Here is a 25,383-nt window from a genome sequence, read left to right on the forward strand (position 1 = left end):
ACAAAAGTTTTAAATTATTAATTTCAAACTGTAAAACGATAATAAACTATAAAAATTATAGTATATAGCATAATAAAAAATTCCCGACAGCAAAACCTAATTAGAAAACTTAGAACGCAAATCCTCTATTGTAAATGAAATTTTGTTTTTCTTATGTCGTTTTTCCTTATTTTCAATTGCTTGCTTAATTGACAAACTAATTCGTCGAAGTTTTTCATTAACTTCTAACACTTTTACTTTGACTATTTGCCCAACTTTTATAACTTTTGTCGGGTCATTAACGTAATTGTGCGAAATTTCAGAAATATGCACCAGCCCATCTTGATGAACCCCAATATCTACAAATGCACCAAAATTAGTTATATTAGTTACAACTCCTTCGAGTATCATCCCAACTTTTAGGTCTGAAATTTCATTAATACCTTCTTGAAAGTTAGCCCAGCGAAATTCATCGCGTGGATCGCGACCAGGTTTTTCAAGTTCGGCAATAATATCTAAAAGTGTAGGTAAGCCGATATCATTAGTGCAATACTTCTGTAAATCAATACTTTTAAGTATTTTAGGATAATTAACGATTTCTTCTAGCGATAGGTTTAAATCCTTTGAAAGCATCTCAACAACATAATAACTTTCAGGGTGGACAGCAGTATTGTCCAGAATATTCTCGGCATTACGAATACGTAAAAACCCAGCAGCTTGTTCGAAAGTCTTTTCTCCTAAAAACGGAACATTTAGAAGTTCTTTACGAGAGGTGAATTTTCCGTTTTGATTTCGCCATTCAATAATTTTGTCGGCTACCCGCGGGGTAATTCCTGAAACATAGGTTAAGAGTTCTTTTGAAGCAGTATTTAAATCAACACCAACATAGTTAACGCAGCTCGCTACAGTTTCCTCAAGTTTCTTTTTGAGTAATTTTTGGTCGACATCGTGTTGGTATTGACCAACACCAATAGATTTCGGGTCAATTTTCACAAGTTCGGCAAGTGGGTCTTGCAAACGGCGTCCAATGCTTATTGCACCACGCACTGTTAAATCAAGTTCGGGAAATTCTTCTTGGGCAACTTTGCTTGCTGAATAGACAGAAGCACCTGATTCATTAACAATTACTAGAATTGGTTTTAATGTAATATTCGAAATCGTCTCACGAACAAATGTTTCAGTTTCTCGGCTTGCAGTTCCATTACCAATAGCGATAAGTTCTATACGATAATTATTAATGAATGTAGTTAAAATTTTTTTCGCTTCATTTTTTTCATATTCAGAATTGAAGGGAAATATAGTTTTATATTCAAGGAACTTGCCTGTTTCATCTAAGACTGCCAATTTACAACCTGTGCGAAATCCAGGGTCGATACCAATTGTTCGTTTTTGTCCAGCAGGTGCAGCAAGTAAAATTTGACGAAGGTTCTTTTCGAAAACTTTGATTGATTCTTCGTCTGCATAGACTTTTTTCGCAAGACGAACTTCTCCAATAATTGAATTTTTAATTAATCGGGAGAAGCTATCCTTAATAGTATTTTCATAAAATTTACGGATGTTTTCATTTTTATTAAAAATAATTTTATTGTTTAAATAATTAAAAATGTTCACTTCATCGAACTCGACATCCAACAATATTATTCCTTCGGCCTCTCCACGTCGTAGGGCAAGCATTGTGTGTGGTTGAATATCCTTGACTTTTACTTTAAAATCACGATATGTTTCAAATTTAGTAGTGTCTGGTTCAAACTCATCTTTGATTTGCGATTTGAAATATCCGTTTTCAATAATGAAATTACGTACCCAAGAGCGATATTCAGCAACCTCGGAAATTTCTTCTGCAATAATGTGAGCTGCACCTGTTAATGCTTCTTTTGCAGAAGCAACTCCTTTTTCGAGATTAATAAATTGTTCAGCTTCTTTTAATAAATCCAAATCATCTGCATTAAACGTATTATGCTGTTTTATCGTTTGAGCTAAAGGTTCAAGTCCTTTTTCCTTAGCAATTGTTGCACGTGTTCGTTTCTTAGGTTTGAAAGGAAGATACAAATCTTCAAGTTCTGTTTTAGAAAGACAGCTTTCTATTTGATATTTTAGTTCATTGGTTAATTTCCCTTGTTCAGAAATTGTATTAAGAACAGTTTTTTTACGCTCTTCAAGTTCAATAAGATACTCAAACCTATCAAAAATTTGTCTTAAAATAACTTCATCTAAATTACCAGTCCTTTCTTTACGATAACGAGCAATAAAATGAAGAGTAGCACCTTCGTTGTGAAGATTTAAAGTGTTTTCTACTTGCCATTGTTGAAGGTTGAACTCTTCTGCCAATAATTTTCTAATGTCTAACATTTTACCTCATTGAAAAAAAAACAGAAGGCAAAAATAAAAAATATCGATGAGTGTAACTAATTTGAAATTTCTATTGTCTTAAATTATGTTTTTTGTAGAAGAACAAAATATTTGTAATTTTGTTAAATTTTTGTTAAAAACTGTTGTTTGTCTATTTTTTTCACATTTTTGGAGACTTGTAATGAAACATTTATTCAAAACTTTACTGGTACTAGCACTTGTGCCAGTTATTGCATTTTCAAAACCATTAGAGCTAAGGCAAGTTGATGCAAATGCATTAATTGACTCTTACAAAAAAGTACCTTATTTATTTAAACAAGACATCCCCGTATCCATTAAAGCGACTCCGGTCAATAAGCAAGCTTCTATCTACAAAGCATTCAGGAATTCACAAGGGAATCCTCTATTCGGAAGTTGGATGTTTCAGGAAGACACTGAACCTATAGCATACGAACCTAAATCTAATACTTATGTATTAATTGGTAGAGATATTATTGAAACTGAAGAAAATCAACCATTCCATCTTCAAAGTGGTGTTTTATATTTAATTAGTTCACGGGATAATGGGAACACTTGGAGTACTCCACAAGTAATTTTCCGAAAACAGAGTCATTTTGATGTAATGCCAACTGTAGCAGTTTTTAACCCCAATGGAGCATCAATTCCAACAGACTTGAATTATTTTATATATAGCCGTATAGCAAAAGCCGAAGATGGGCAAACTTCTGCGCCATTTTATGGTGGTCACTTTGTATTTGTTACACCTGAATTTACAGATGCAATTGCATTGAAAGGGCCAGTTGATAATAATCCTGCTTCTCGTCAAAAATGGTTTAAAACTACTGCTGCAACATATACAAAGAGTGGTGTTGATTATAGCGTACTAGTAGGTCAATTATTACCTGAAACTAATTATCCGGGCGGTAACTATGGACGTGCTTCTGTCAACATGACTGACATTGACGTTACTTCTGGAATCCCACAACAGTGGGGACTTGATAAGTTTAGGCAAGTCTCAAACCCATCCTCAGGTTCACACTATAACAACAATATCTACATTGATGTAGACGAAGAAGGTACTCTTTATGCTTGCGTTGCCAATATGTTCATTGACATGCCAGAAAAGAGAAGAGTAGGCTTTTCTATTTCAACTGACAACGGGGAAACCTGGTCAGATTTCCAAAAAATGCCTATTAGCGTTTTGTCTAATTATGTAGTTACACAAGGAGGAGATGCAGATTCATCATTTATTTATCCTTACGAATCAAATGGTTTTGTTGTTTACGGAAAAAACAAATTTAGTTATTTCACTCGTTTGTTATTAATTGAAAATGGAGAGAGTTTTTCTCAAATCATCGAAATCAAATATGACAATGGTAATTGGTCAATAAATAATATTCATCAACTTATAGAGCCTCCTTTTGCATTTGGTCGCATGTGGGCAATAAATACTCAAAGAACATCTGAAACAAGTGAAGAAGAAATCCCATTTTTGTTTGATAGAGGATACGAAATTAGTGCTGGGAAAACATTGGATGGATATGTATTTTGTAAGTTCCTTGATCATAATGGTGAACTTGTAACTTTCCCTACTACTCAAATTGCAATCCGTCAGGCTACTGAAACTGACCCATATAATTATAGAATATTTGCTTGGGATACTTTGCCGACAAATGACGTTTTTGTAGCCTATCGTCCAATCACATCGTCGCAATGGAAAATTTCCAATGTTACTAATGATGCTCGTTATAATAGAAATACAATTACTCCAAGACTCGTTAAAAGTATAAATGCTATTCCAATATTGCATTTGAGAACTGATGAACAAATCGTTAAAAGAGTTAGTTCTACAACTCAACAGCCAATTTATCCAGAATATTATGATTTCCCATCTTTCTTGATTGAACTTATTGATGAAATTAGTATGCCAGTCGCTCTTGAAGTTGCTATTGCAGATGCCATCAATCCAAACACAGTATCCGAAATAAAAGAAAATAATAATGATTTGTTGGTTTATCCAAACCCTGCTTCTTCTATTACAAATATTAATTTTACAATAGAGAAAGCTGGCAATGCAACTATTAAATTAAGCAATACATTAGGTCAGACAATTGATGTATTAGCGAGTGGATATTATAATGCAGGTAATTTCAACATTAATTTAGATGCTTCGAAATACTCCGTAGGTTCATACTATGTTACATTAACAGTTGATGGACGCTCAATAACAAAAATGTTGAGTGTTATTAAATAATTGAGATTTCTTTTCAATAACGAAGGGCTGAAACAATTTTCAGCCCTTTTTTATTAATTTATCCTTATTTTACTTAGCATGAAATCCATTAACAATAATTAGGGAATCGTAACTCATACCATTGATTTTAACATATCTAAGATATCTATTATAAACATCATAGTTGGGAGCTTGCAAAGAACGAATTAAAAGAATTTCTTTGCCCTTCAACGTTTTTATTGCAAAATCTTTTGCTGCTAAGCCGAGAGCAAGTGCTGAATCAACGGAAATTTTGTTTCGTTTAGCTTGTTCTTCCAATCTCTCGTTAATTTGCGTTTCATAACAATCAATATTCAGAACACGAACCTTATAGAGGACCCCTTCATATTTAAAATCAAATGTATCACCATCATAAATCCAGTTTACTATTGCATAAAATTCTTTGTCATCTGGCGAAGGGCGTCGAGGTGCATTCAATTTATTTGCAACAATTATTGAATCATATCTTAATCCATTAATAAAAATGTGTCTGAGTAATTCACCTGTTGGGAGGCTATTTGATTGAAGCGAATCACGTCTTATTATAATTTTCTTTTTTAACAATAATTCTTTAGCAAATTCTACAGCATTACGAGCAATTGAAAGCGCTGAATCTTCTGAAATCCCGGCAATTTTTGCCTGATTTGTTAGTATCTCATTCCTCTCTAACTCGAAACAATGCAAATCAACAACAACAACTGAATATTTTTTGTTGTTGATAGTTGTAACTATCTTATTTACATTAATTATAGAATCGACAGTTACCTCTAATTCCCATTCATTTGGGATATAATTGTTGGAATCCGGATTGGAACTATTATCACCACAAGAATAAAATAAAAGTAACGATAATAACAATAAAGATAACTTTTTCATAACGTTTATCTCAATCAAAATAAAACATTAAAGTTTAAAATAATGAATAATTATTATTTTTGAAATTTAAATCGATTTTTTTTAAAAAAGAAATTCGATGATATGGCGAAACTCCATATTTTTTTATTGCTTCAATATGTTTTCTTACTCCGTAACCTTTATTTTTATCAAATTCATATTGAGGATACTCTGAGTGACATACTTCGGACATATATTTATCGCGAGAGACCTTGGCAAGAATTGAAGCAGCAGAAATAGAAATACATTTCTCATCACCTTTGATAATAGTAGAATGCTCAATCTTTGAACCATTAAAATAGTTTCCATCAATCAATAAAAAGTCAGGTCTTATTTCTAAATTGTCTATTGCATTATTCATAGCAAAGATTGTAGATTTAAGGATATTAATTTTGTCAATAGTATGATTATCAACAAAGGAAACTGAATAGGCAAGAGCAATTTCTGTAATCAGCTGAAATAAATATTCTCTTTTTTTTGAAGTTAACTTTTTTGAATCATCAACCCCTAAATCCTTCAAAAAAGAATCTTTTGGCAAAATCACGGCAGCTGCAACAACGGGTCCGGCGATTGAGCCTCTTCCAACTTCGTCAACACCAGCGACAAATTGATATTTTTTTTGGTAATATTCTTCAATATTATCAATAATCATAGTTGTATAAGATTAACAAATTCATTTCTCAAGCTCTGCTCTTCCATCAAAAGCCCTCTCATCACAGAAGTTGTCATAATAGATTGTTCTTCTGAACCACGAACACCGCGAGCAATCATACAATAATGCCGAGCTTTAATGACAACTCCAAGAGCTTGTGGTTTAAGCAAATCTTCAAAATAATCCGCAATTTGTTCGCCCAATTCCTCTTGAATTTGCGGACGACGAGCGAACCAATTGACAATTCTTGAAATTTTAGAAAGACCAATCACGTAGTCACCCGGTATGTATGCAACAGTACAAGTTCCAGAAATCGGTAGCCAATGATGGGAACATATCGACATAATTTCAATACCTTGACTAATCACAAGGTTATTAACTTTTTTCCGGTTAGGAAATACTGTTAATGCAGGAGGTTTGGAAAAACGCCCAATAAGCAGCTCATTGACTAGCATTTTGGCAATTCGGCGTGGTGTATTGGTTGCATTTGGGTCACTTCTGGAAATCCTTAAAATATCAAGCACTTCTTTAAACTTTTGCTCAAGTTGTAAAATCATCATCTTTCGTTCATCATCTGAAATAGAATGATTCCCGTTAGCATCAAAAAGTTCGTAGCCATATTCATTATATTTTTTGAAAATTTCTAAATCTACGTTCTCCTCAATTGACTTTTGAATTTCAACATCCGGTTTAATAATATGATTATCTTTCTTAGGAACTATACTCTTACTCATTATTTCTCTCCATAATATTCAACAAAACTTGTATCCGTTTCGAATAATTTAATTCTATAAAGTTTAGCATTTCCAAATTTTCCATCAAGTAATTCCCAAAATTTTATTGCTAAATTTTCTACAGTTGGAATTACACCTTTTAGGAAATCTACATCTTCGTTCAAATTCTTATGATCAACTTTATCAATAATTTCATTATTAACGATTTCTTTAAGTTTCTTTAAATCAAATAAATATCCAATTTCAGGGTCTGGATTGCCATATAAAGTAACTTCAAGCGTATAATTGTGACCGTGACCACGTGGATTATTGCATTTATCATAAATTCTTTTGTTTTCCTCATCAGAAAACTCAGGATTATAAAGGCGATGCCCTGCTGAAAATTTAACTTGTTTTGTAATATATACCAACTTACAACCTCCAAAATAAAAAACGCCATTACTAAATAAGTAATGACGTTTTTTAAGTAAAATATCTTTTATTGTTGCTGAATTTTTTCTTTTTCTTTTTGGAGCTCCTCTATTCTTGTTCTCGTTTCGGCAATTTTTTGTTCTTTTTCAGAAATACGTTCTTGAATTGCTTTTATTTTTTCCTCTTTGTCCGACTCATTCATATCATCAGACTTTATATGATCAATTGACTGTTTATCAGCATTAATGGATTCTTCCAAACGTTGGATTTTGAGTTCAAGGTTACTCAATGTTTCATTAAGTTTAATAATACGTTCTTGCTTGCGTTTTTCAAAATATTCATTTTTCAATTTATCAATAATGACAAATGCTTTTTGAATTTTTTCAAGAAGTTCGGTTCTTTGTTCACGTTTTAGTTTCACAATACGAACTTCACTTTGAATACCAATGATATTTTCGCGAAGCAATCTAAAATCACTCGTGTTATTTAGATAAACAAAAGCTTCTTCAATTTTTGCAGACAATTTCGAGTAATTTTCGTTTGCTTCCTTGTCGTAATTTTCTCTATCAGCATTTTGTTTTTCATTTATAGATTCAAAAACACGGCGAATATTACTGAAAAGTTCATCTTTTTGAATTTTTCGCAGAATAGCAGCTTTAATTGCGGCTTGTGCAGCAATTAATGTATCTTTAGCTTCTTTGAAGCTTGTTGTAATATTCTCTGCAAATGAAATTGCATCATCAACGATTTTTTTGATTTTTTGATAATTTTCCTCGTAATCAGCATCAGACATTTGGCGTTCTTGTTGTTGACGCTGATTAATTCCTTCAAAACAGTCACGGATAATTTGGTACAATTCTTCTCTTTGGTTACGCTTTAACTTTTTATCTTTTATCTCAGATTGAAGATCAATTAAACTTTGACGAGCAGATTTGAAATGCGTTGCTTTGCTTGCTTTTTCTACTGTAGCTTCAACTTTTGCTTTAAGAATATGATAGTTTTCGGAACATTCCATTTCATAGTTTTCACGTTCTTCGCGAATTTTGTTATTTATATTCTCTATTGCATTGTTCAATGCTGTGAGAATTTCTTCAGCATGTTCTCTTTTCAACGACAGTTTTCTAAATTCGCTTTTAGCATTGATTAGTTTTTCTCTTGCTTCATTAAAGTTCTGAGTTTCGTTAGCGAATTTAATTGCTTCATCTACAATTACTTTTATCTGTTCATAATTTTTGGTTTGTTCAGCTTGAATTTTTTCGGTTTCTTCTTTCTGACGAGCAATTAAAATTTCTAACGAAGAATTCAATTTATCTAAAAGACTATTTTTATTTTCAAGTGCTGGTTGATAACTATTTAGTATAGAGATTAAGTCTCTAATTTTGTTTCTAACTTCTTTCCAGTTTGAGCTATTTTTTGCTTCTTCTGTTACAAATTCGATGTCAATATTAATTTCAGAAGCAAATTCCTCTTTAGAAAAATTCTCTAAATTTGCATAAGGCATCAAATAGCGACGAAGATAAATTTTCCCATCGGTTGAAGTTCTCTTTATTGCCGAAAGATCGGCTGATTTGAACATCATTACTACATTTGATAATTCGATAAATAAATCCGGATTAATAATTAAGAATTCAGCATCAGCTGTTTCGTCAAAATTTTCGAATTTTTTGCCTGTAACAGCACACATTCCTTTTTGACGTTCCCAAACTGTTCGTTTTTGCTCTTGTGTAAGTTCAGCAATCACTGTTGTTCCCTTTAGTAAGTAATACAAAAATAATAAAGTTAATAAGAACTGTCATTAAATACAAGTTGCTAATTTATTTAATATAAAGTAAAATAACAAATTTTTTTCAATAAATAATTTTATTAAAATAATTTCGTTTAAAGGTGTGAACAATAATCATTATAATGAATGATGAAAAAATAAATAAAAGTACTATTTCAAATGATAATTGATAATCTTGTTTTGCATTTGGGAATTTGCTATTAAATAATTTAGATAATATAGTAGTTGTATTTACCAAAAAATGAATAATTATTCCAGGATATATCGAATTTGTATAAAAAGCAATTTTGCTAATTACGTATGACAATAGGAAAAGTGGAAATAAATTAAGTAAATTGAAATGCAACAGAGCAAAAATCAACGATGTATATATAATCCCTAAATGAGCACCAAATTTGTGTTCAAATAATTTCTGCAAAAAACCTCTAAATACTAATTCTTCCACTATTGCAGGGACAAGTGCCAGAGACAGCATTGCCATAGGTAGGTTATTTATTGCTAAATCCCTTAATATATACTCTGTGTTTTTTGAATATTCTTGGACAATATTTCTAAAAGTTTCTGGCAACAATGACAGTTGTATATATATTAATGAGTGAACTAATATGAACAGTGAACAAAATAGAAAAACAGTATATATAAATGAAGAAAGACTTTGTAATCTATTTATGCGGAATATGCTTTTGAAATTAAAAGAAAGCGAATGCGAAATTAAGACAACTGGCAACAAAAAAAATATTAATTGCGAAATAATTATACTAAAATAAATATTAAATAATAATTCCAATATCTGTTGAGAAAAAATATAAATTATGTAGCTGACAATAAAGCAAACAGAAGCAAGCCAAAACTTATTTTTCATTATTTAAACAAATTATTTGATATTATTTGATATTATTTGCCAAGTTGTTTAAATTCTTTATCCAGAGTAGATTCAATAGTTTTTTTAGCAATGGAACCGAACAAAGAAAATTCGAAATCTATTGTAATCAAATTATTCTCTAAAATAATTTTTCCTTTACCTAATTTACTGTTTATGAATAAAGTGTCGCCTTCCCAATGTGTACTTTCAAGAAAAGTTGCAAGAGTTGGATTTGGCAATAATTTAGTGGAAATATAGTTTTTCATTTCCGATGCTGAATAATTTGTTTGAAATTGCTTATGCAGCTTCGCCATAAAGTACCTATTGACTAAATAATACAATAAATGTAAGTTATAAACGAAAAATAGTAAATATAATTTTAATCACTTTTTTGTGTTTTTATGCCAACTTTTAGCATTTCAAGCAATGGTAGATTGGAGAAAACAGTTGTTTTCTATAATGGCGAGCAATTAACAGGATTAAAAGAAATTTATATTAATATGAATGAAGAAGGAAATTTTGAAGCAATTATTCAGTATCAAGGAACTGATAAAAAAGTTTATGTCTTCAATATTTTTGAAGATTACCTAATTAACTTAAAAACAACTGAACCTACTCTTACAGATTTAGAGTTGGAAAACTTAATTACATTAACTATTGAAAGCGATGGAAATTTAGAAAACACATCTATTTTTGTTGATGACGAATATCAGGAAGGTATTGTGAGCTTATATGTGCATATCAAAGGAGCAGACAACAAAGATGGTATAAGAAAGTTTTTATCTTCAAAATATTATATTCCTGATACACCTGAATTGTATACAGAAATTATTTTTAGGAATGAAGATGGTTCATTTAATAAGGAGAAAATATTCTAATGAAAACATATAATCAGTTAAAAAGTTTTTTCGGAATAGTAATTATTTTATTCGTTATCAAATTATTTCTTTTCCCTGATTTCGCTGATGCAAGAAGAGGAGGCGGAAGCTTCGGAGGTAGTCGCACCTTCAAACCACGTCCAACACAGACAGCAAAACCTCAAACTTCTAACATTCCGAGACAGCAGCGAACTTCAAGTTTTGGTGGGACGAGAATCTCGAAAGAGCAAGCGAAAGTTAAATATGGAATACCTAAAAAGATTGAACAAACTAAAAGAGTTGATGCCGATGGAAATCAACGAACTTATAATATATATAATTACGAAGGTTATGCAAACGGGCTAATGACCGGTTATCTAATGGGACACACATCTTGGCTATGGATGATGCCTTTCCATCCTGCATTCTATTATAGTAAACCCTATTATGTAGAAAACGAAGATGGCAGCATTGATGTATATCCGCCCACTTTTTCTATTGTAAAATTAATTATTGGTATAACAATTTTCTCATTTACAATTTGGCTGCTGTATAGACTGATTACTGCAAAAAGAAAAGTGGGGAAATTGCACAATTCTTCTTTTATTTAGTCTGAAACATAAGCAAGGTCAATTATTCTTTTTTCCAGATTAACTTTGATTATTCGAACTCGAACATTTCCTCCTAGTTTATAAATTTTCTTTGTTTTTTTGCCAATTAATCGATAGTTGGGTTCATCAAAAACAAAGTAATCGCTGTGCATATCTTTAATGTGCAATAATCCTTCTGCATATAAATCTATTAATTGAACAAATAACCCAAAAGAAGTAACACCAGTAATTATACCGTCAAACTCTTGCCCAATATGTTGAGAGGCAATCAATGCAAACGCAATTTTATTAGATGCTCGTTCTGCTTCCATTGCAAGTCGTTCCTGATCAGAAGAAACTCGGGCAACATCACGTGATAAGCGATGTAAGTAATCTAACCTATTACCATCAGGTTTGCCAATAGCATATTCTTTAAGAAGGCGATGAACAAATAAATCTGGATATCTTCTTATAGGAGAAGTAAAATGAGTGTAGTGTGAGAAACCCAAACCAAAATGTCCAAAGTTCTGAGCACTATATATTGCTTTTGGCATTGAGCGAATTAGAACTTGATTAACTATATTTTTTTCAGGTGCATCTTGTACTTTAATAAGTAATTCATTAATATCTTTTGATGTGATTTTCTTTTTATTAAGTTTATATCCGAGAGACGATATAAATTTAAGAACAGTTTTAAGCATTTTGGGATCAGGTTCATCGTGAATTCTGTATAAATACGGCAATGGTTTTCGCATATTGAATTCTTTTCGAATTTTATCAACGTGCAGAGCTACAATTTGGTTTGCAAGAAGCATAAATTCTTCCACAAGAGATGTCGCTGGTGTTGTTTGTTTAAGTTTTACTTGTTTAGGAAATTTCTTCTCATCTAAAACGAACTTGTATTCCACCGTATCGAAAAGAATTCCACCATTTTGGTAGCGTTTTTCTTTCAGAGTTTGAGCAAGTTTATGAAGTTCGAGAATCAGTTCAGCATAATCTCCTTTTCCTGTGTCGATTATTTGCTGAACTTCATCATAATTAAATCTATGAGAACTTTTTATCAATGTTTCGGAAATTCGATAATCTGTCACCTCAGCATTAGGTGTTAGTTCAGCAATAACAGAAAAAGTATAACGAGGCTCATTAGGTTTCAATGAACATATTTCATTAGAAAGTTCTTCGGGTAGCATTGGAATAACACGATCAACGAGATATATACTTGTTGCACGCTTTCGAGCTTCAATATCTATAGAACTATTTTCTTTAACATAGTAGCTTACGTCTGCAATATGAACACCAAGCAGATAATTACCATTAGGCAATGCTTTAAGAGAAAGTGCATCATCGAAATCTTTTGCGTCTTCTGGATCGATTGTAATAACAATTTCATTTCTAAAATCAAGTCTTTGAGCAGGTTTTCTATTAGTTGGTACTTTTAATTTCCTTGCTTCATTAATAACCCCCTCTGGGAATTCGAGTGACAAATTAAATTCATCGATTACCGCATCATATTCTACAGCCGGATCACCTGCTGCACCTAATATTTTAATAACTTCCGCCTTGGGACTTTTAGTTGGGTCATCCCAAACAACAAACTGGGCAGCAACTTTATCACCATCGCGTGCTCCATTCAATTTTTTCTGTGGAATTAAGAAATCAACGTAATATGCTGGGTCATCAGGAACAAGAAAATAAAAATATCCATCAAATTCAATTTTCCCAACAATAGGTGCTTCGTTTCTTTGCAAAACTTGAATAATTTCTCCACGATGTTTGTTCTTTTTTTTGCTTGCAAGTAATCTAACAGCTACGACATCACCTTGAAATGCAGTATTCAATTGTGAACGCTTTATTAAAATCTTTGGGATATTTAGCAATCCAGTTTCAATAACACCTTGACCATCTATTATTTGAAGTTTTCCGGTAAATTCAGAAAATTCATCTTGTTTAAGTTGATAAGTTCTCTTTTTTCCTTTTTCAACCACTTCTTGCTCAATAAGCAAGTTAATGGCATCTTTTAGCAATTCGTAATCGGCACTATCACTTTTAATCTGTAAAGCTTTTGAAATTTCTAATATTTTAAGTGGCTTAACGCTATTTTTTAATATCTCTATAATATTTTGTATTAATAAATCAGTTTTCATTATAACTCCATTATTCAATGATTGGTGTCTCGATATCTATTGTTACTGTTCTACAATAGAATCTACCTTCGGGAAAATTATTATCATAAATAAGTTCACTTTCGCCTATTCCTACAACTGTCACATCTTTTAAGTTTAGATATTTTGCAACAGTAGTCGCGCGCTGAGTAGCAATTCGCAAATTAACGTTTTCTTTGCCAATCCTATCCGTATAGCCCTTTATTTTCACATTTGAATTAGGTTTTATTCGCGATTTAATTAAATCTAATACTTTACGATGTTCATTTCTCAAGCTGGAAGAAGCATAATCAAACAAAATTAAACGATAGTATTCATACTCACGGTCAGCACGTTTTTCTAAACGTTTTCTGTCGATAGTAATTTGATCAATCGGGATAATTTGTGGTTTCGTTTCGAATGTTTGATTTATCAGATCTCTCATTGAAAGAGTATAGGTAAGGTTAGAATATACTTTTTGAAAATATTTTTCCTCGTTATTTATTTCCCAATCCACAAAATCTGGAACTGAACCTTCACCAGATATCTGTTTTATAGTCTCATTTTTATGTTTAATTGTCAGATTCCATTCTTTGATGCCAATTGAAGAAAGTGGCTTCAAATAGAAACGCAACTTTGAATTAGAAACAACTCTAATTGTGTCCCCAGTTACAACAGGTTCTGACAATATTGGTGAAGAACTAATAATTTCAACACGTCGATTTTCATCATCTGCTCCTTCTTCGTCGGATAAAGTAGCTTCCTTAGGTAAATTCCTTGCATTGATGGCAATTCTTTGAGGTTCAATATTCCAAACCTTCACAAAATAATCACATACTTTTTCTGCTCTTTCAAGAGAAAGATTCTTATTATCTTTCTCCTCTGCTTTATTTGAATTAGTGCCAATAAGTTCAATTTTAACATCAGGATTATTCTGTAATCTTAACCCAATAATATTCAAAACATTATAATATGTTTGAAGAGCATCGGCATTAATTAATTTGTTAAGAGAAAAATTTTGAATTTCATGTGGTTTTAATTTGACATATCTATCTGAAATTTCACTCGAATTATGCTCAAAAAAAATGTAATTGAGTAAAGGACGTAGACTTAATGAAGTAAAATCTTCAATTTTCACTGCAAAGTTCTTTTTTTCGTTATCATTTGAATCAATTTCAACAACATATACGCTAGCAGCAAGTTTGGGCGGGAGCTCAGGTAAATTAGGATCTATGAGTGGAGGCGCCTTTGGAGGCAAAGGTGGTGGTGGCGGTGGTGGTGGCTGTATATATTTCAGAGCAATCCCAAAATTTAAATTCTGAGAAAACCATTTTTCATCTTTGATTAGAGGCAAAAACCAAATATTATAAAAAACTTCTGGCATTAGCCGAAAAGAGCCTTGTGAATTTAGGACAAGCTCATACCCCGCACCCCAATTTAGCCCAATATTAAAATCATTATAGCCTTTCAAATTCCCATCATTTTTGTTCCTATACCTCAGTCCATCATTGAAAGTTACTTTATCAGGCGGATCTTTGATTTTTTCTATTTGTTTATATTTTGCACTGACAAAAAAAGAGAAATCTACACCAAGTGTCAAAAAAAGTTTTTCTTTCGGAGAAAAAATCACATTTGGTGTAATGAAAAACCTATCAAACTCTACATCAACCAAATGTTCAATTTTACCTGGATAAACGTTTCCATCGATAATAAAGGTCTCATCTTCGAGTGAACTAAAACTTGAGAAAAAATTATGGAAACCTATTCTTGCTCCATAATAGAAATTATCTTGAAAATACTTTTCGAATAATCCACCGATTTGAAATCCATACCCTGAACCATTTTTATAATCTGGACAACAACTTGGAACATTTGGAAGACTTTTAAAATTAGTATTTTGAATATTCAAATTATAATTATAAAAAATTCCGAAACGTTCCTTGTATTCCATCTCCTTTAAGGCTTTTTCATAATCATACTCTTCCTCATTTTGTGCAAAAAATTCAGAAAACGGGAAAAGAAGCAAAAAAAATATAATATATTTTTTCATAGTAACACCTTAATTTCTTAAGGTAATTTATAATTAAAGATTTAATTTTTTGAAAATAGTTTCTGGAATATGTTTTATAACACACATAATAAATCTCCAGTAACCCGGTGCATATATAATATCTTTTTGAGCATTAATACCATCAAAAATAATCCTCCCTACAACATCAACTTTTGCAAAAAGAAAGTTTTTAGGCAAATGTGAAGTCATTGGAGTATCAACTATTCCGGGTTTTATAGTAACGACAGAGACATTCTTGCTTGAAAGACGATTTCTAAGTCCTTGTAAAAATAATGATACAGCTCCCTTTGCAGAACCGTAAAGATAATTACTTTTTCTACCTCTATCCCCTGCTACGGACGAAATAACAGCCAGAATGCCTCTTTCTTTCTCTTCAAAATAATTCGCAGCTATTGAGCATAGTGAAACAATAGATGTGGCATTAATATTAAAATGTTCAATTGCATAGTCAATATCGTTTTGAGATTTTTCCTGATTAGGTAAAGTTCCATAAGCCACCAATACAATGTCAACTCCGCCTAAAATATCGACAGCTTGATTGAAAATTTCTTTGTGATTGCTAAAATCAAGTGCATTGAATTCTATCAGTTCAATGCGCGTTTTGTAGCGAGCTAATATGTCGTCACGCACTGCTTGCAAGCGTGTCATTTTAGTATCAAGCAAACATAATTCTGCACCATCTGCAGCAAATAGTTTTTCAACTTCTGTTGCTATTGCCGAAGCGCCACCAAAAACAATAACTTTTTTCATAATATATTTCAATAATTATTCAACTTTATCTTTATTTAATGAAATAGCTGCTGGATAGAGAATCCCATTCATAAATATTTCAGGTGTAACAATATCACATACTATGTAACGAACTTTAACCCCTGCTTCTAAAAACATACTTGCAACTTTTTTATATGATTCTATCCATTTTCCGTCTGTATTTTTATCATAAAAATCCTGTCCATTTTGATGAATAATAACCTCAGATATACCTGTCTGAATAATTGCACGAGCACAATCAGTGCATGGTGTCCACGGGACATAAATTTTACAACCTTTAAGAACTGTTCCTCGTCGAGCAGCATTATAGATAGCATTTCGTTCTGCGTGTTCAACCCAAAAATATTTTTCTCCATCATCTCGTGAAACCCTTTTCCCATCTTTATCAATATTTATACCACGAGGGAGTGAATTGTAACCAGTTGATACGAGCACATTATCAGAATCAACAATTACAGAACCAACGTGAGTATGCGGGTCACGGCTACGCATTCCAACAAGATAGCACATTGTTATATAGAGTTGATCCCAATCTGGTCTTTTCATATTCAAATTTATGGATTCCATACTACATCTTCTTTATTGTTTAAGAAATTAGCAAATCTTGCAGCAACAAACAAATAATCAGAAAGCCTATTTATATATACAATAACAAATTGGCCAATATCTTCTATTTCCAACAAGGAAACAGCTATCCTTTCCAGGCGACGACAAACTGTTCGAGCCTGGTGCAAAAAAGCAGCTGACTGCGCTCCGCCGGGCAAAATAAAATTCCTTAATGAAGGCAACATTTCAGAATATTCATCAATTTTTTGTTCAAGCCATTTAATGTGTTGGTCACCAATTCGATTTACTTTTAATTGATCATTTATCGGTGTTGCTAAGTCGCTACCTAATATGAATAAATCATTGTTTATTCTAATCAAATCATCTTTCATTTCTTGCGGAACACCAAAAGCAAGGGCTAAGCCAATAATAGAATTCAGTTCATCAACTGTCCCATAAGTTTCGACACGTAAATTATCTTTTCGAACTCTCTGTCCATCAAATAGTGATGTAGTGCCATTATCGCCAGTTTTAGTATAAATCTTCATATGCCTACAAATATTTTTTTAACTGTTTCTTACGCATAATTTCAATTAATTCCTGAACTTGTTCGGATTGTCCTCGTTTACAAATGAGCAAAGAATCATCTCCTTCAACAACAATAATATCTTCAATTCCGGCTATACAAATCAAGTTTTTGTTAGAAATAATTAATGAATTTGAAGAATTTATCGAAATAACTTCCCCTTCTATTACATTATTTCGAGCATCTTTTAATGATAATCTATATAATTCATCCCAATTTCCTAAATCAGACCAGCTGAAGGAAGACATCACAACAAGAACTTTATCAGACTTTTCCAAGATAGCGTAGTCAATTGAAATAGGATTAAATTTCATATATATTTTTTCTAACGCTTCATCGTATTTATCGGTACTTATATAGTCTTTTAAAGTATTAAGCTGTTCAAAATAGTAAGGTAAATATTCTGAATAAGCCTCTTTAAAAATATTCATCTTAACAACAACTATACCGCTGTTCCATAGGAAATCGCCACTTTCTATGAAACGTTTTGCAGTTTCCAAATCAGGTTTTTCGGCAAAAGTAGTACAGAATCGCACTCCATTATCGAACAATTCACCAAGTGAATTGCGATTTTCATTAAATTGAATATAACCGAATTGAGTTTCGGGTCGAGTTGGGGCAATTCCAATAGTCACAATAGAATCTTTTGAATGAGCAGCTTCTATGGCTACATCCAAACTATTAAAAAATTCACCTAAATTAGATATTTCTTGATCAGCAGGGAATGCCAACATAATATCTTCATCAGAATATCTTTGCGAAAGTATTGTAGAAACAAGTCCGAGAGCAGGAGCTGTATTTTTACCAAAAGGTTCAATTATTATATTATCATTTGGTAAATCTGGAAGTTGCTCTTTCACCAAAAATGAAAAAGCTTCATTAACAACCACATAAATATCCTCCATTGAAAAATATGTTTCTAAACGCTTAAAAGTGTTTTGAATTAAAGTCCCGTCTCCATACAAATGAATAAACTGTTTTGGTAGCTTCTCTTTTGTCTTAGGCCAAAAACGAAGTCCGGAGCCCCCTGCCATTATTACAGCAAACTTTTTCATTAATATATACATTATAGAATAGATTAAAACATAATACAAAACTACAAAAAGAATGATTAATAAAATAATAAAAACAACTAATTTATTGGTGATAAACCATCTTATTCGTAAATTTGAAAATTATTTTTATGTAGTATACGCCATGTTTATTTTTGAATTAATTGGTAGAAAAACTCTCCACTTTTTTAGAGAATTTGGACAGATTATTATTCTTCTTATTTCTACATTTCGTTATTTTCCAAGGATAATAAAAGATAAAAAGCTTGTTCTGGAACAAATGTCAATTATTGGTGCAGATTCATTGCCGTTGGTATTACTTATTGGAGCGTTCACTGGTGCAATAGCAGCTCTTCAAGCCACAAGCTTGTTTGAAAAATTCAATTTTATTAGTATAGCTCGCCCATTTATTGGTTCATCAATAGCAACAGCTGTCTTTCAGGAACTTACTCCTGTGCTGACCGCCCTTGTTATTGCTGGACGAATTGGTGGTTCGATGGCTGCGCAGATAGGTACAATGAAAGTAACAGAACAAATTGACGCCCTTGAAATGATGGCAATTGATAAGAATAGGTATTTAGCTATGCCAAGAGCAGTCGCAATTATTTTAATGATGCCTGTTTTAGCAATTTTTTCGAATGCTGTTGCTTTACTCGGAAGTTTTGTTCTTTCAAGTATTAAATATAATTTCACAAGTGAAGCTTTTTTTGATTCCGTAATTAGATTTTTCAAAATGAAAGAGCTTATGTTAGGACTTCTGAAAACTACGGTATTTGGTGGTGTAACCGCATTAATCGGTATCCATGTGGGTTTCAACACGAAAGGTGGAGCCGAAGGAGTTGGCAATAGCACTGTTAGAGCATTCACTCTTTCGGCTGCGTCTATTTTGATTATTGATGCAATATTTGGCTATATATTCTAATGCTTAACAATTATCACACACTCTTACATCTTAAAAGAGAATTTGAGTTATTAGTCGGGATGAAAGTAATTGAAATCTTTTCACAAGAAAAAGATACTGTTACATTTATTTTTTTTGATGGAATAAAACAATTCTACTTACATTTTTCAGCTCAAAACAATTTTTCTCATATATACTTAGATACAAATTTCAGTCGAGTAAAGAAGAATTCAATCAATTTAATGCCAGAATTATTAGGAGATTACCTACAAAATATCTCAATTGAAAAAAATGATAGAGTAATTGAATTTCAATTTATCAATTATTTTATATATTTTCATTTATTTTCAGGAAGTTCTGCAAATTTATTTTTATGTGATAAAGATAATAATATCTTTTTCAAATTCAATAAAAACAATCAAAATAAAGAACAAAAATACTCATACCAAAAATCAGAATTATTAGAATTATCAAACACCCTAGCAAATGAACAAATCATAAAAGCATTGACAAAATCAAATTTGCTAATAACAAAATACTACGCTGAAGAAATCTTAACTCGATGTAATTTAGGCATCAATTTGAAACTTTGTGAAATTTCAAATAACCAATTAGATGAACTTTACAAACACTCACAAGAATTAGTAATTGAATTACTAAACAGCAAAGAATATTTTATAATTCAAACTGATAGCGAACCAATACTATCTTTAATACCTTTAACTAATCATAATAATATTATTTATAAGTCAAATAACATTTCTTATTTAATAAAAAAATGCAAGTTTCTTAAATTAAGGTATATTAATGAAATTAAATTAAGAAAAGAAATTTCCGAAGCATTGCAAAAATACTTCGATAAATGCACTCGAAAATTGGAAGAATATGAAAAAAAATTAGAGGACATAAAATTAGCTAATATTTATAAAGTAATAGGGGATTTGCTGATTTCGCAAAATCACCTTAAAATAAAAGGACAAACAATAATTAACTTAGAAAATTTTAATGGAGAACAATTACTGGTCAGACTTGACCCAAAACTATCAATTATTGAAAATGCTCAAAAATATTATGAGAAATCAAAGAAAACCATCAAAGAAATCGAGTTAATCAATATCAAATTAAACAACTTACGAAAATCATTGGATATTCATCAATATTTGTCAAATAAATTACATAATATAAAGGAATATAAAGAACTTAAAAAAATACTTAATGAACTTATCAATTATAAAATAATATCACAAACTATTAATAAAAACAAGGAATTAAATAAAAACAAATTCAAAAAGTTTGACATAGGTTCAGGTTTTGTGTTATTAGTTGGGAAAAATGCTGAGAATAACGACCTACTTACTTTTAAGTTTGCACGACCTCATGACTTGTGGCTACATACTAAGGGAGCATCTGGTTCGCATGCAATAATCACGTTGAATAGAAAACAGATTGTCCCAACAGAAATTATCCGTAAAGCAGCAGAAATAACTGCCTATTATTCTTCTTTAAGAAATGCAAATTATGTCCCAGTTTTATATACAGAAAGAAAGTATATTAGAAAACCTAAAGGAGCAAACCCAGGAGCAGTTGTTGTTACAAGAGGGAAAACAATTTTTGTTGAGCCTAATATCAATAATATTTTGTCTAACAATAAATTAATCGAAAATGTATAGAGTAATAGCAACAATTTCTATGCTCATTATTTCAAATATATTTATGACTTATGCCTGGTATGGACATTTAAAAACTTTAAGTAAGGAACATTGGTTTAAAGCAGTAGTAATTAGTTGGAGCATTGCATTTTTTGAATATTTGATTATGGTTCCTGCAAATAGGATTGGATATGGTCAATTAAATATCGCTCAGTTAAAAATCATCCAAGAAGTTGTGACATTAAGTGTTTTCATACCATTTTCATATTACATTATGCAGCAACCATTAAAACTTGATTATCTATGGGCTGGAATTTGCTTGTTAGGTGCTGTATATTTTATTTTCAGAGCATAATGTAACTAATTTCAATATTATTTGTATTTTACTAAATATCCAATTAAAAATTTATATGAAAAAAATTATTACATATGCATTTTTAATATTCATTCTCACAACTAATTCTTATTCCGAGGAATTAGAATTTATTATCAAAGTGAAGGACCCTAATAAATTTGAAAATCAGATGTCAATCCATAACAATGTAAATTACAGAAAATTCATCAGATTAAACAAAACACTTAACAATACGCTTTCAAACAACATTTTATTAAATGAATTAAATAAGTATTTTATTTTAAAAATTAATAGCGATTTTTCATTTTATTTTTTAAACAAAATAAAAAATAACTTTCAAATAATCAATATAACACCCAATCATAAATATAAATTAGATATTTCAAGTGAAGTAAATGATGAAAAAGTACCATTTCAATGGGCACTCTATCAAATTCACGCATTTGATGCATGGAAACAAGCAAGTGGAAAAGGGATAGTAATTGGTGTTATCGATACTGGAATTGATTTTTATCATCCAGATTTGGCGAACAATCTATGGATCAACACAAAAGAAGACCTAAACAATAATGGAACTTTTGAGTCCTGGCCATATTATGAATTGAGAAATGGTATTTCAGGAGATTTAAATGGTGTGGATGACGATAATAATGGGATTATTGATGATGTTATTGGATATGATTTTGTAAATCAGCAAATTCCAAATTTAGGTGATTGGAGTAATCCTGACCCTATCCCAAATGATGAATACGACCACGGCACAGCAGTATCCGGAGTAATTGCTGCGGAACAAAACAACGGTTTAGGGATTAGCGGACTTGCTTATAATTCAAAAATTATGACGTGCAGAGTTTTTGATGTTACAGGAAACGCCTCTGCCTCTGATATTGCTGCTGCAATAATATATGCAACTTTGAATGGTGCTAAAGTTCTCAATTTTAGTTTTGGAGAAAAGTATTCTTCTCCATTGATGCACGATGCTATAAAATTTGCATTTTCACAAGGCGTCATAATGGTTGCTTCATCTGGCAATGACGGAAGTGATGCCCCACATTATCCTTCGGACTACCCCGAAGTAATTTCTGTTGGCGGATCAGATAGTCAAGGAAAACGATGGAAAGATAGTAATTTTGGTGGGAATCTTTGCTTGCTTGCTCCTGCACAAAGCATAATTACTACAACTCCAAATAAATCTTATGGAATGAAGTCGGGTACATCTCTTTCTGCTCCATATGTTTCGGCTGCAATCGCACTAATGTTGGAGAAAAATTCTAATTTGACATTTTATGATATTAAATCTATTTTAATGACAACAGCCCAAAATATTGATCCCGATGGATGGAATTATTATACAGGGGCAGGAATATTAGATGTTGCTTCAGCTCTTGCTAATTTGCATTATGGGAAAATTGAAATTAGCTCTCCAAAGCTTTACGAATATATCAACAAAGACAATCAGAAAAATATTTCAATAACTGGTTCGACACTAACTCCACTTTTCGATTCATATCAAATTTTAATTGGGAAAGGCAAATATCCCAATCGTTGGGACACCATTTCAGTAAGATTTATGAATGCAAAATTAGAGGATACTCTTTATGTACTTGATGTTTCAGAACTAATTGATACAATTTATACAATTTGCGTATTAGTTGAATTAAAAAATAATAAGAAATTGCAACTAAGAACTCAAATTCTCATATATTCAAGTAATTCTCCTTTAAAAATTGGAAATTTCGCTCAAAAAGAGACCTTGTTTAATGACGAAAACGTGTTATCAGTGTATTTTTCATCATCATTTGATGCTTTTTCTTTTATTAAATATAGAAAAAAGAATTCATCAGAGCAATTTAAGACAATTTCTGGAAATATAGAAAAATCCCAAAACCATCTATTCCTATTAACTGACTTTGACTATGAACAAGAATATGAAGCTATTGCCTGCATATTTTTAGAAAACGGTGATACAGCAAGAGCTGAATTCAGTTTCAATTTAAAACCTATGTTTTTCCCTAAATATAGCTTTAAAAGAAAGAATTACACTTTACCAAGAGCACTTATTTTCCCGCAAGTCAGTGATATTAATAGAAATAACAAGCCCAATGTTTTATTCAACGACATTTCTTCGCTAGTAATAAATAATGCGTTTGTGGCTGAATTTGATAATGGCAAGTTTTACATTATCGATAGCCTTCAAGAGAATGGGATTGTTACAGGAATTGGTAATTATAATGGCAATGATCTTACAGATTTTTTAGTTTATGCAAATGGCAACTCCACTGTTTTTGAACAGTCAGAAAATCGCGAAAGAACATTTAACAAAAAAATTTTTTCATCACAAACATATAATTTTTGGGCTGAACATTTCTATGATATAAATGGTGATGGAAAAGATGAGATAATAGCACATAATGATAGCTGCTTTTTCGTTTATTCAAGAATCGGCAATAAAGATAACTTGATAGCACAAACCACTTTACCAAAAGAATTAAGTAAAATAGGCGTTTGGAGAGGTTCTGCTCTTGGAGATTTTAATAATAATGGGAAACAAAATCTCTATCATTCCAACAATGATGGACATTCATTTATTTATGAATTCGATAATAACAAGTTCGAATTAATTTATTCAAACACACAAATAAAAGCTTCTGAAAATCAATATGTTATAAAAGCTGATATTGATGCGGACGGTGTTCCTGAAATTGTACATTCCTCGTATCACATTTATCCAAGACGAAACGATCCATCTGATGGGTTGTGGTATATTAGAATTATTAAATATGACCCCAAAATTGGTTTCTACATTCTTGATAGTCTTTTCATATATGGAGTTCGTGCTGGAACTGTTCCACGTATTGGTGCTTCTTACAGAAATGGAGTAGCAGCTGGGGATTTAGACAGCATTGATGGTGACGAAATAATAATTTCAGCTATGCCAAATCTATATGTATTCAATTGGAATAAAAATTTAAGAAAACTAGAACCTCTCTGGTATTATCCTTTAGCATTTTCGAATTCAGCGATATGTTATGATTTTGATAAAAATGGGAAGCAAGAAATTGGATTTGCAACATTCGATAAAACTGAATTCTGGGAATTTGTTTCTTCACCAAGTATTAATGAACCATATTTGAATGGCTATGTCCTCAACAAATCATCAGTAAAATTATTCTGGAATAGTGTTCCAAATGCAATTCGTTACAATTGCTTTCTACTCAATGATAGTTCAAGTAAGTTAATTTATGTTGGTTCATATACTGATAACTTTGCAATTATAGAAAATTTAGAAAGTAGAAAATATTACACTTTTTTTATCAATGCTGAAAATGAAAATTTAAGCAGTAATTTATCGAATAGTGTAACAGTATTTATAGATGATTTAGCCCAAGCAACGTTCGCAGAAGCAATTAATTGTTCAACTATTGTTGTGAATTACTCTGATATTTTAGAGATAGGACGAATAGAAGCAGATAATTTCGTATTAATTGACTTACAAAATTCAAAAAATTGCGAGATACAGTCAATAATTGCATTATCAAATAAAGTATATATACATCTGAAAAATAACATCGAAAATGGTTCATACAAATTGATTTGTAAGGAAATTAAAGATTTATATGGCAATCATACTAAACCAAATGAGTTATCAATTGACTGTAATTTCGATAACTTAAATACCAATTTCTATTTAACAAAACTTAAATATTACACTAATAACTATTTGCAAATTGAGTTTTCTGAGCTTCCTGATTCATCAGCTTTAAATTTAGATAACTATTCTATTTCGCCTTTTGGCAAAATTATTGGAATAAATAAAATACCGGGTGATGGACGACTATTTGAAATAGCCCTTTCAAATGAATTCCCGACAAAACCTAAAGGGTTTATTTATTATATCACCGCAAAGAATATTACTTCAAATTCAGGG

21 protein-coding genes are annotated in these 25,383 nt (G+C 31.4%); 7 read left to right on the forward strand and 14 right to left on the reverse strand.

Translation table 11 applies throughout. The annotated features are described in order from the left end of the window. Window positions 1–96: 96 nt before the first annotated feature. The gene (locus AC6QZF_RS10285; protein WP_499799797.1) at window positions 97–2,328 is read right to left on the reverse strand and encodes a Tex family protein; all 2,232 of its coding nucleotides are present in this window, start codon (window positions 2,326–2,328) and stop codon (window positions 97–99) included. Window positions 2,329–2,509: 181 nt separating this feature from the next. Here AC6QZF_RS10285 and AC6QZF_RS10290 point away from each other — a divergent pair, with 181 nt between their 5' ends. Beyond that, window positions 2,510–4,582, forward strand: a complete 2,073-nt coding sequence (locus AC6QZF_RS10290) for a T9SS type A sorting domain-containing protein (RefSeq protein ID WP_499799798.1) — start codon at window positions 2,510–2,512, stop codon at window positions 4,580–4,582. 69 nt (window positions 4,583–4,651) lie between these two features. On the opposite strand, the gene AC6QZF_RS10295 is transcribed toward AC6QZF_RS10290, so the two are convergent. From AC6QZF_RS10295 to AC6QZF_RS10325, 7 genes are all read right to left on the reverse strand, one after another. Beyond that, complete coding sequence (locus AC6QZF_RS10295) at window positions 4,652–5,476, reverse strand: thermonuclease family protein (RefSeq protein ID WP_499799799.1); 825 nt, start codon at window positions 5,474–5,476, stop codon at window positions 4,652–4,654. 34 nt (window positions 5,477–5,510) lie between these two features. Continuing rightward, on the reverse strand, window positions 5,511–6,146 hold the full coding sequence (gene rnhB / locus AC6QZF_RS10300; protein WP_499799800.1) for a ribonuclease HII: 636 nt from the start codon (window positions 6,144–6,146) through the stop codon (window positions 5,511–5,513). Then, window positions 6,143–6,880 (reverse strand): GTP cyclohydrolase I, encoded by a 738-nt coding sequence (folE, locus tag AC6QZF_RS10305; RefSeq protein WP_499799801.1) that lies wholly within the window; start codon window positions 6,878–6,880, stop codon window positions 6,143–6,145. Before folE ends, rnhB begins: the two co-directional genes overlap by 4 nt. Further along, the gene (locus AC6QZF_RS10310) at window positions 6,880–7,290 is read right to left on the reverse strand and encodes a 6-pyruvoyl trahydropterin synthase family protein (protein ID WP_499799802.1); all 411 of its coding nucleotides are present in this window, start codon (window positions 7,288–7,290) and stop codon (window positions 6,880–6,882) included. Before AC6QZF_RS10310 ends, folE begins: the two co-directional genes overlap by 1 nt. Window positions 7,291–7,358: 68 nt before the next feature. Further along, entirely contained in the window at window positions 7,359–9,032 is a 1,674-nt protein-coding gene (locus AC6QZF_RS10315) for a hypothetical protein (RefSeq protein ID WP_499799803.1), read from the reverse strand. Between the two features lie 106 nt (window positions 9,033–9,138). After that, window positions 9,139–9,936: a CPBP family intramembrane glutamic endopeptidase gene (locus tag AC6QZF_RS10320; RefSeq protein ID WP_499799804.1), complete on the reverse strand. Its 798-nt coding sequence runs from the start codon at window positions 9,934–9,936 to the stop codon at window positions 9,139–9,141. Between the two features lie 32 nt (window positions 9,937–9,968). Then, on the reverse strand, window positions 9,969–10,250 hold the full coding sequence (locus AC6QZF_RS10325; RefSeq protein WP_499799805.1) for a hypothetical protein: 282 nt from the start codon (window positions 10,248–10,250) through the stop codon (window positions 9,969–9,971). A gap of 87 nt (window positions 10,251–10,337) precedes the next feature. Between AC6QZF_RS10325 and AC6QZF_RS10330 the strand changes: the two genes are divergently transcribed. Both AC6QZF_RS10330 and AC6QZF_RS10335 read left to right on the forward strand, forming a co-directional pair. Next, the gene (locus AC6QZF_RS10330) at window positions 10,338–10,814 is read left to right on the forward strand and encodes a hypothetical protein (protein WP_499799806.1); all 477 of its coding nucleotides are present in this window, start codon (window positions 10,338–10,340) and stop codon (window positions 10,812–10,814) included. Beyond that, on the forward strand, window positions 10,814–11,404 hold the full coding sequence (locus tag AC6QZF_RS10335) for a hypothetical protein (RefSeq protein WP_499799807.1): 591 nt from the start codon (window positions 10,814–10,816) through the stop codon (window positions 11,402–11,404). Before AC6QZF_RS10330 ends, AC6QZF_RS10335 begins: the two co-directional genes overlap by 1 nt. On the opposite strand, the gene rnr is transcribed toward AC6QZF_RS10335, so the two are convergent. Genes rnr through AC6QZF_RS10365 form a run of 6 tightly spaced genes read right to left on the reverse strand, consistent with a single transcriptional unit; the run spans window position 11,401 to window position 18,553 of the window. After that, a complete protein-coding gene (gene rnr / locus AC6QZF_RS10340) occupies window positions 11,401–13,527 on the reverse strand; it encodes a ribonuclease R (protein WP_499799808.1) in 2,127 nt (708 codons plus the stop codon). The genes AC6QZF_RS10335 and rnr overlap by 4 nt on opposite strands. 10 nt (window positions 13,528–13,537) lie before the next feature. Further along, a complete protein-coding gene (locus AC6QZF_RS10345) occupies window positions 13,538–15,574 on the reverse strand; it encodes an OmpA family protein (protein WP_499799809.1) in 2,037 nt (678 codons plus the stop codon). A 33-nt stretch (window positions 15,575–15,607) separates the two neighbouring features. Continuing rightward, window positions 15,608–16,345: an SDR family oxidoreductase gene (locus tag AC6QZF_RS10350; RefSeq protein WP_499799810.1), complete on the reverse strand. Its 738-nt coding sequence runs from the start codon at window positions 16,343–16,345 to the stop codon at window positions 15,608–15,610. A 15-nt stretch (window positions 16,346–16,360) separates the two neighbouring features. Further along, window positions 16,361–16,933 (reverse strand): deoxycytidylate deaminase, encoded by a 573-nt coding sequence (locus AC6QZF_RS10355; protein WP_499799811.1) that lies wholly within the window; start codon window positions 16,931–16,933, stop codon window positions 16,361–16,363. Next, window positions 16,921–17,460 carry a cob(I)yrinic acid a,c-diamide adenosyltransferase gene (locus AC6QZF_RS10360; protein ID WP_499799812.1) on the reverse strand — a complete coding sequence of 180 codons (540 nt, stop codon included), beginning with the start codon at window positions 17,458–17,460 and terminating at the stop codon, window positions 16,921–16,923. Before AC6QZF_RS10360 ends, AC6QZF_RS10355 begins: the two co-directional genes overlap by 13 nt. A gap of 4 nt (window positions 17,461–17,464) precedes the next feature. After that, window positions 17,465–18,553: a mannose-1-phosphate guanylyltransferase gene (locus tag AC6QZF_RS10365; protein WP_499799813.1), complete on the reverse strand. Its 1,089-nt coding sequence runs from the start codon at window positions 18,551–18,553 to the stop codon at window positions 17,465–17,467. Window positions 18,554–18,695: 142 nt separating this feature from the next. Here AC6QZF_RS10365 and AC6QZF_RS10370 point away from each other — a divergent pair, with 142 nt between their 5' ends. From AC6QZF_RS10370 to AC6QZF_RS10385, 4 genes are all read left to right on the forward strand, one after another. Continuing rightward, a complete protein-coding gene (locus AC6QZF_RS10370) occupies window positions 18,696–19,472 on the forward strand; it encodes an MlaE family ABC transporter permease (protein WP_499799814.1) in 777 nt (258 codons plus the stop codon). Continuing rightward, window positions 19,472–21,121 (forward strand): NFACT RNA binding domain-containing protein, encoded by a 1,650-nt coding sequence (locus AC6QZF_RS10375; protein WP_499799815.1) that lies wholly within the window; start codon window positions 19,472–19,474, stop codon window positions 21,119–21,121. Before AC6QZF_RS10370 ends, AC6QZF_RS10375 begins: the two co-directional genes overlap by 1 nt. After that, complete coding sequence (locus tag AC6QZF_RS10380; RefSeq protein ID WP_499799816.1) at window positions 21,114–21,455, forward strand: DMT family protein; 342 nt, start codon at window positions 21,114–21,116, stop codon at window positions 21,453–21,455. The genes AC6QZF_RS10375 and AC6QZF_RS10380 overlap by 8 nt, the downstream gene beginning before the upstream one ends. 55 nt (window positions 21,456–21,510) lie before the next feature. Continuing rightward, window positions 21,511–25,383: S8 family serine peptidase (locus AC6QZF_RS10385; protein WP_499799817.1), on the forward strand; the 3,873-nt coding region annotated here is incomplete at its 3' end.

The sequence above is a fragment of the Eximiradius sp. genome (genome assembly GCA_937127445.1).
Lineage (GTDB): Bacteria > Bacteroidota > Ignavibacteria > Kapaibacteriales > UBA2268 > JAKIZO01.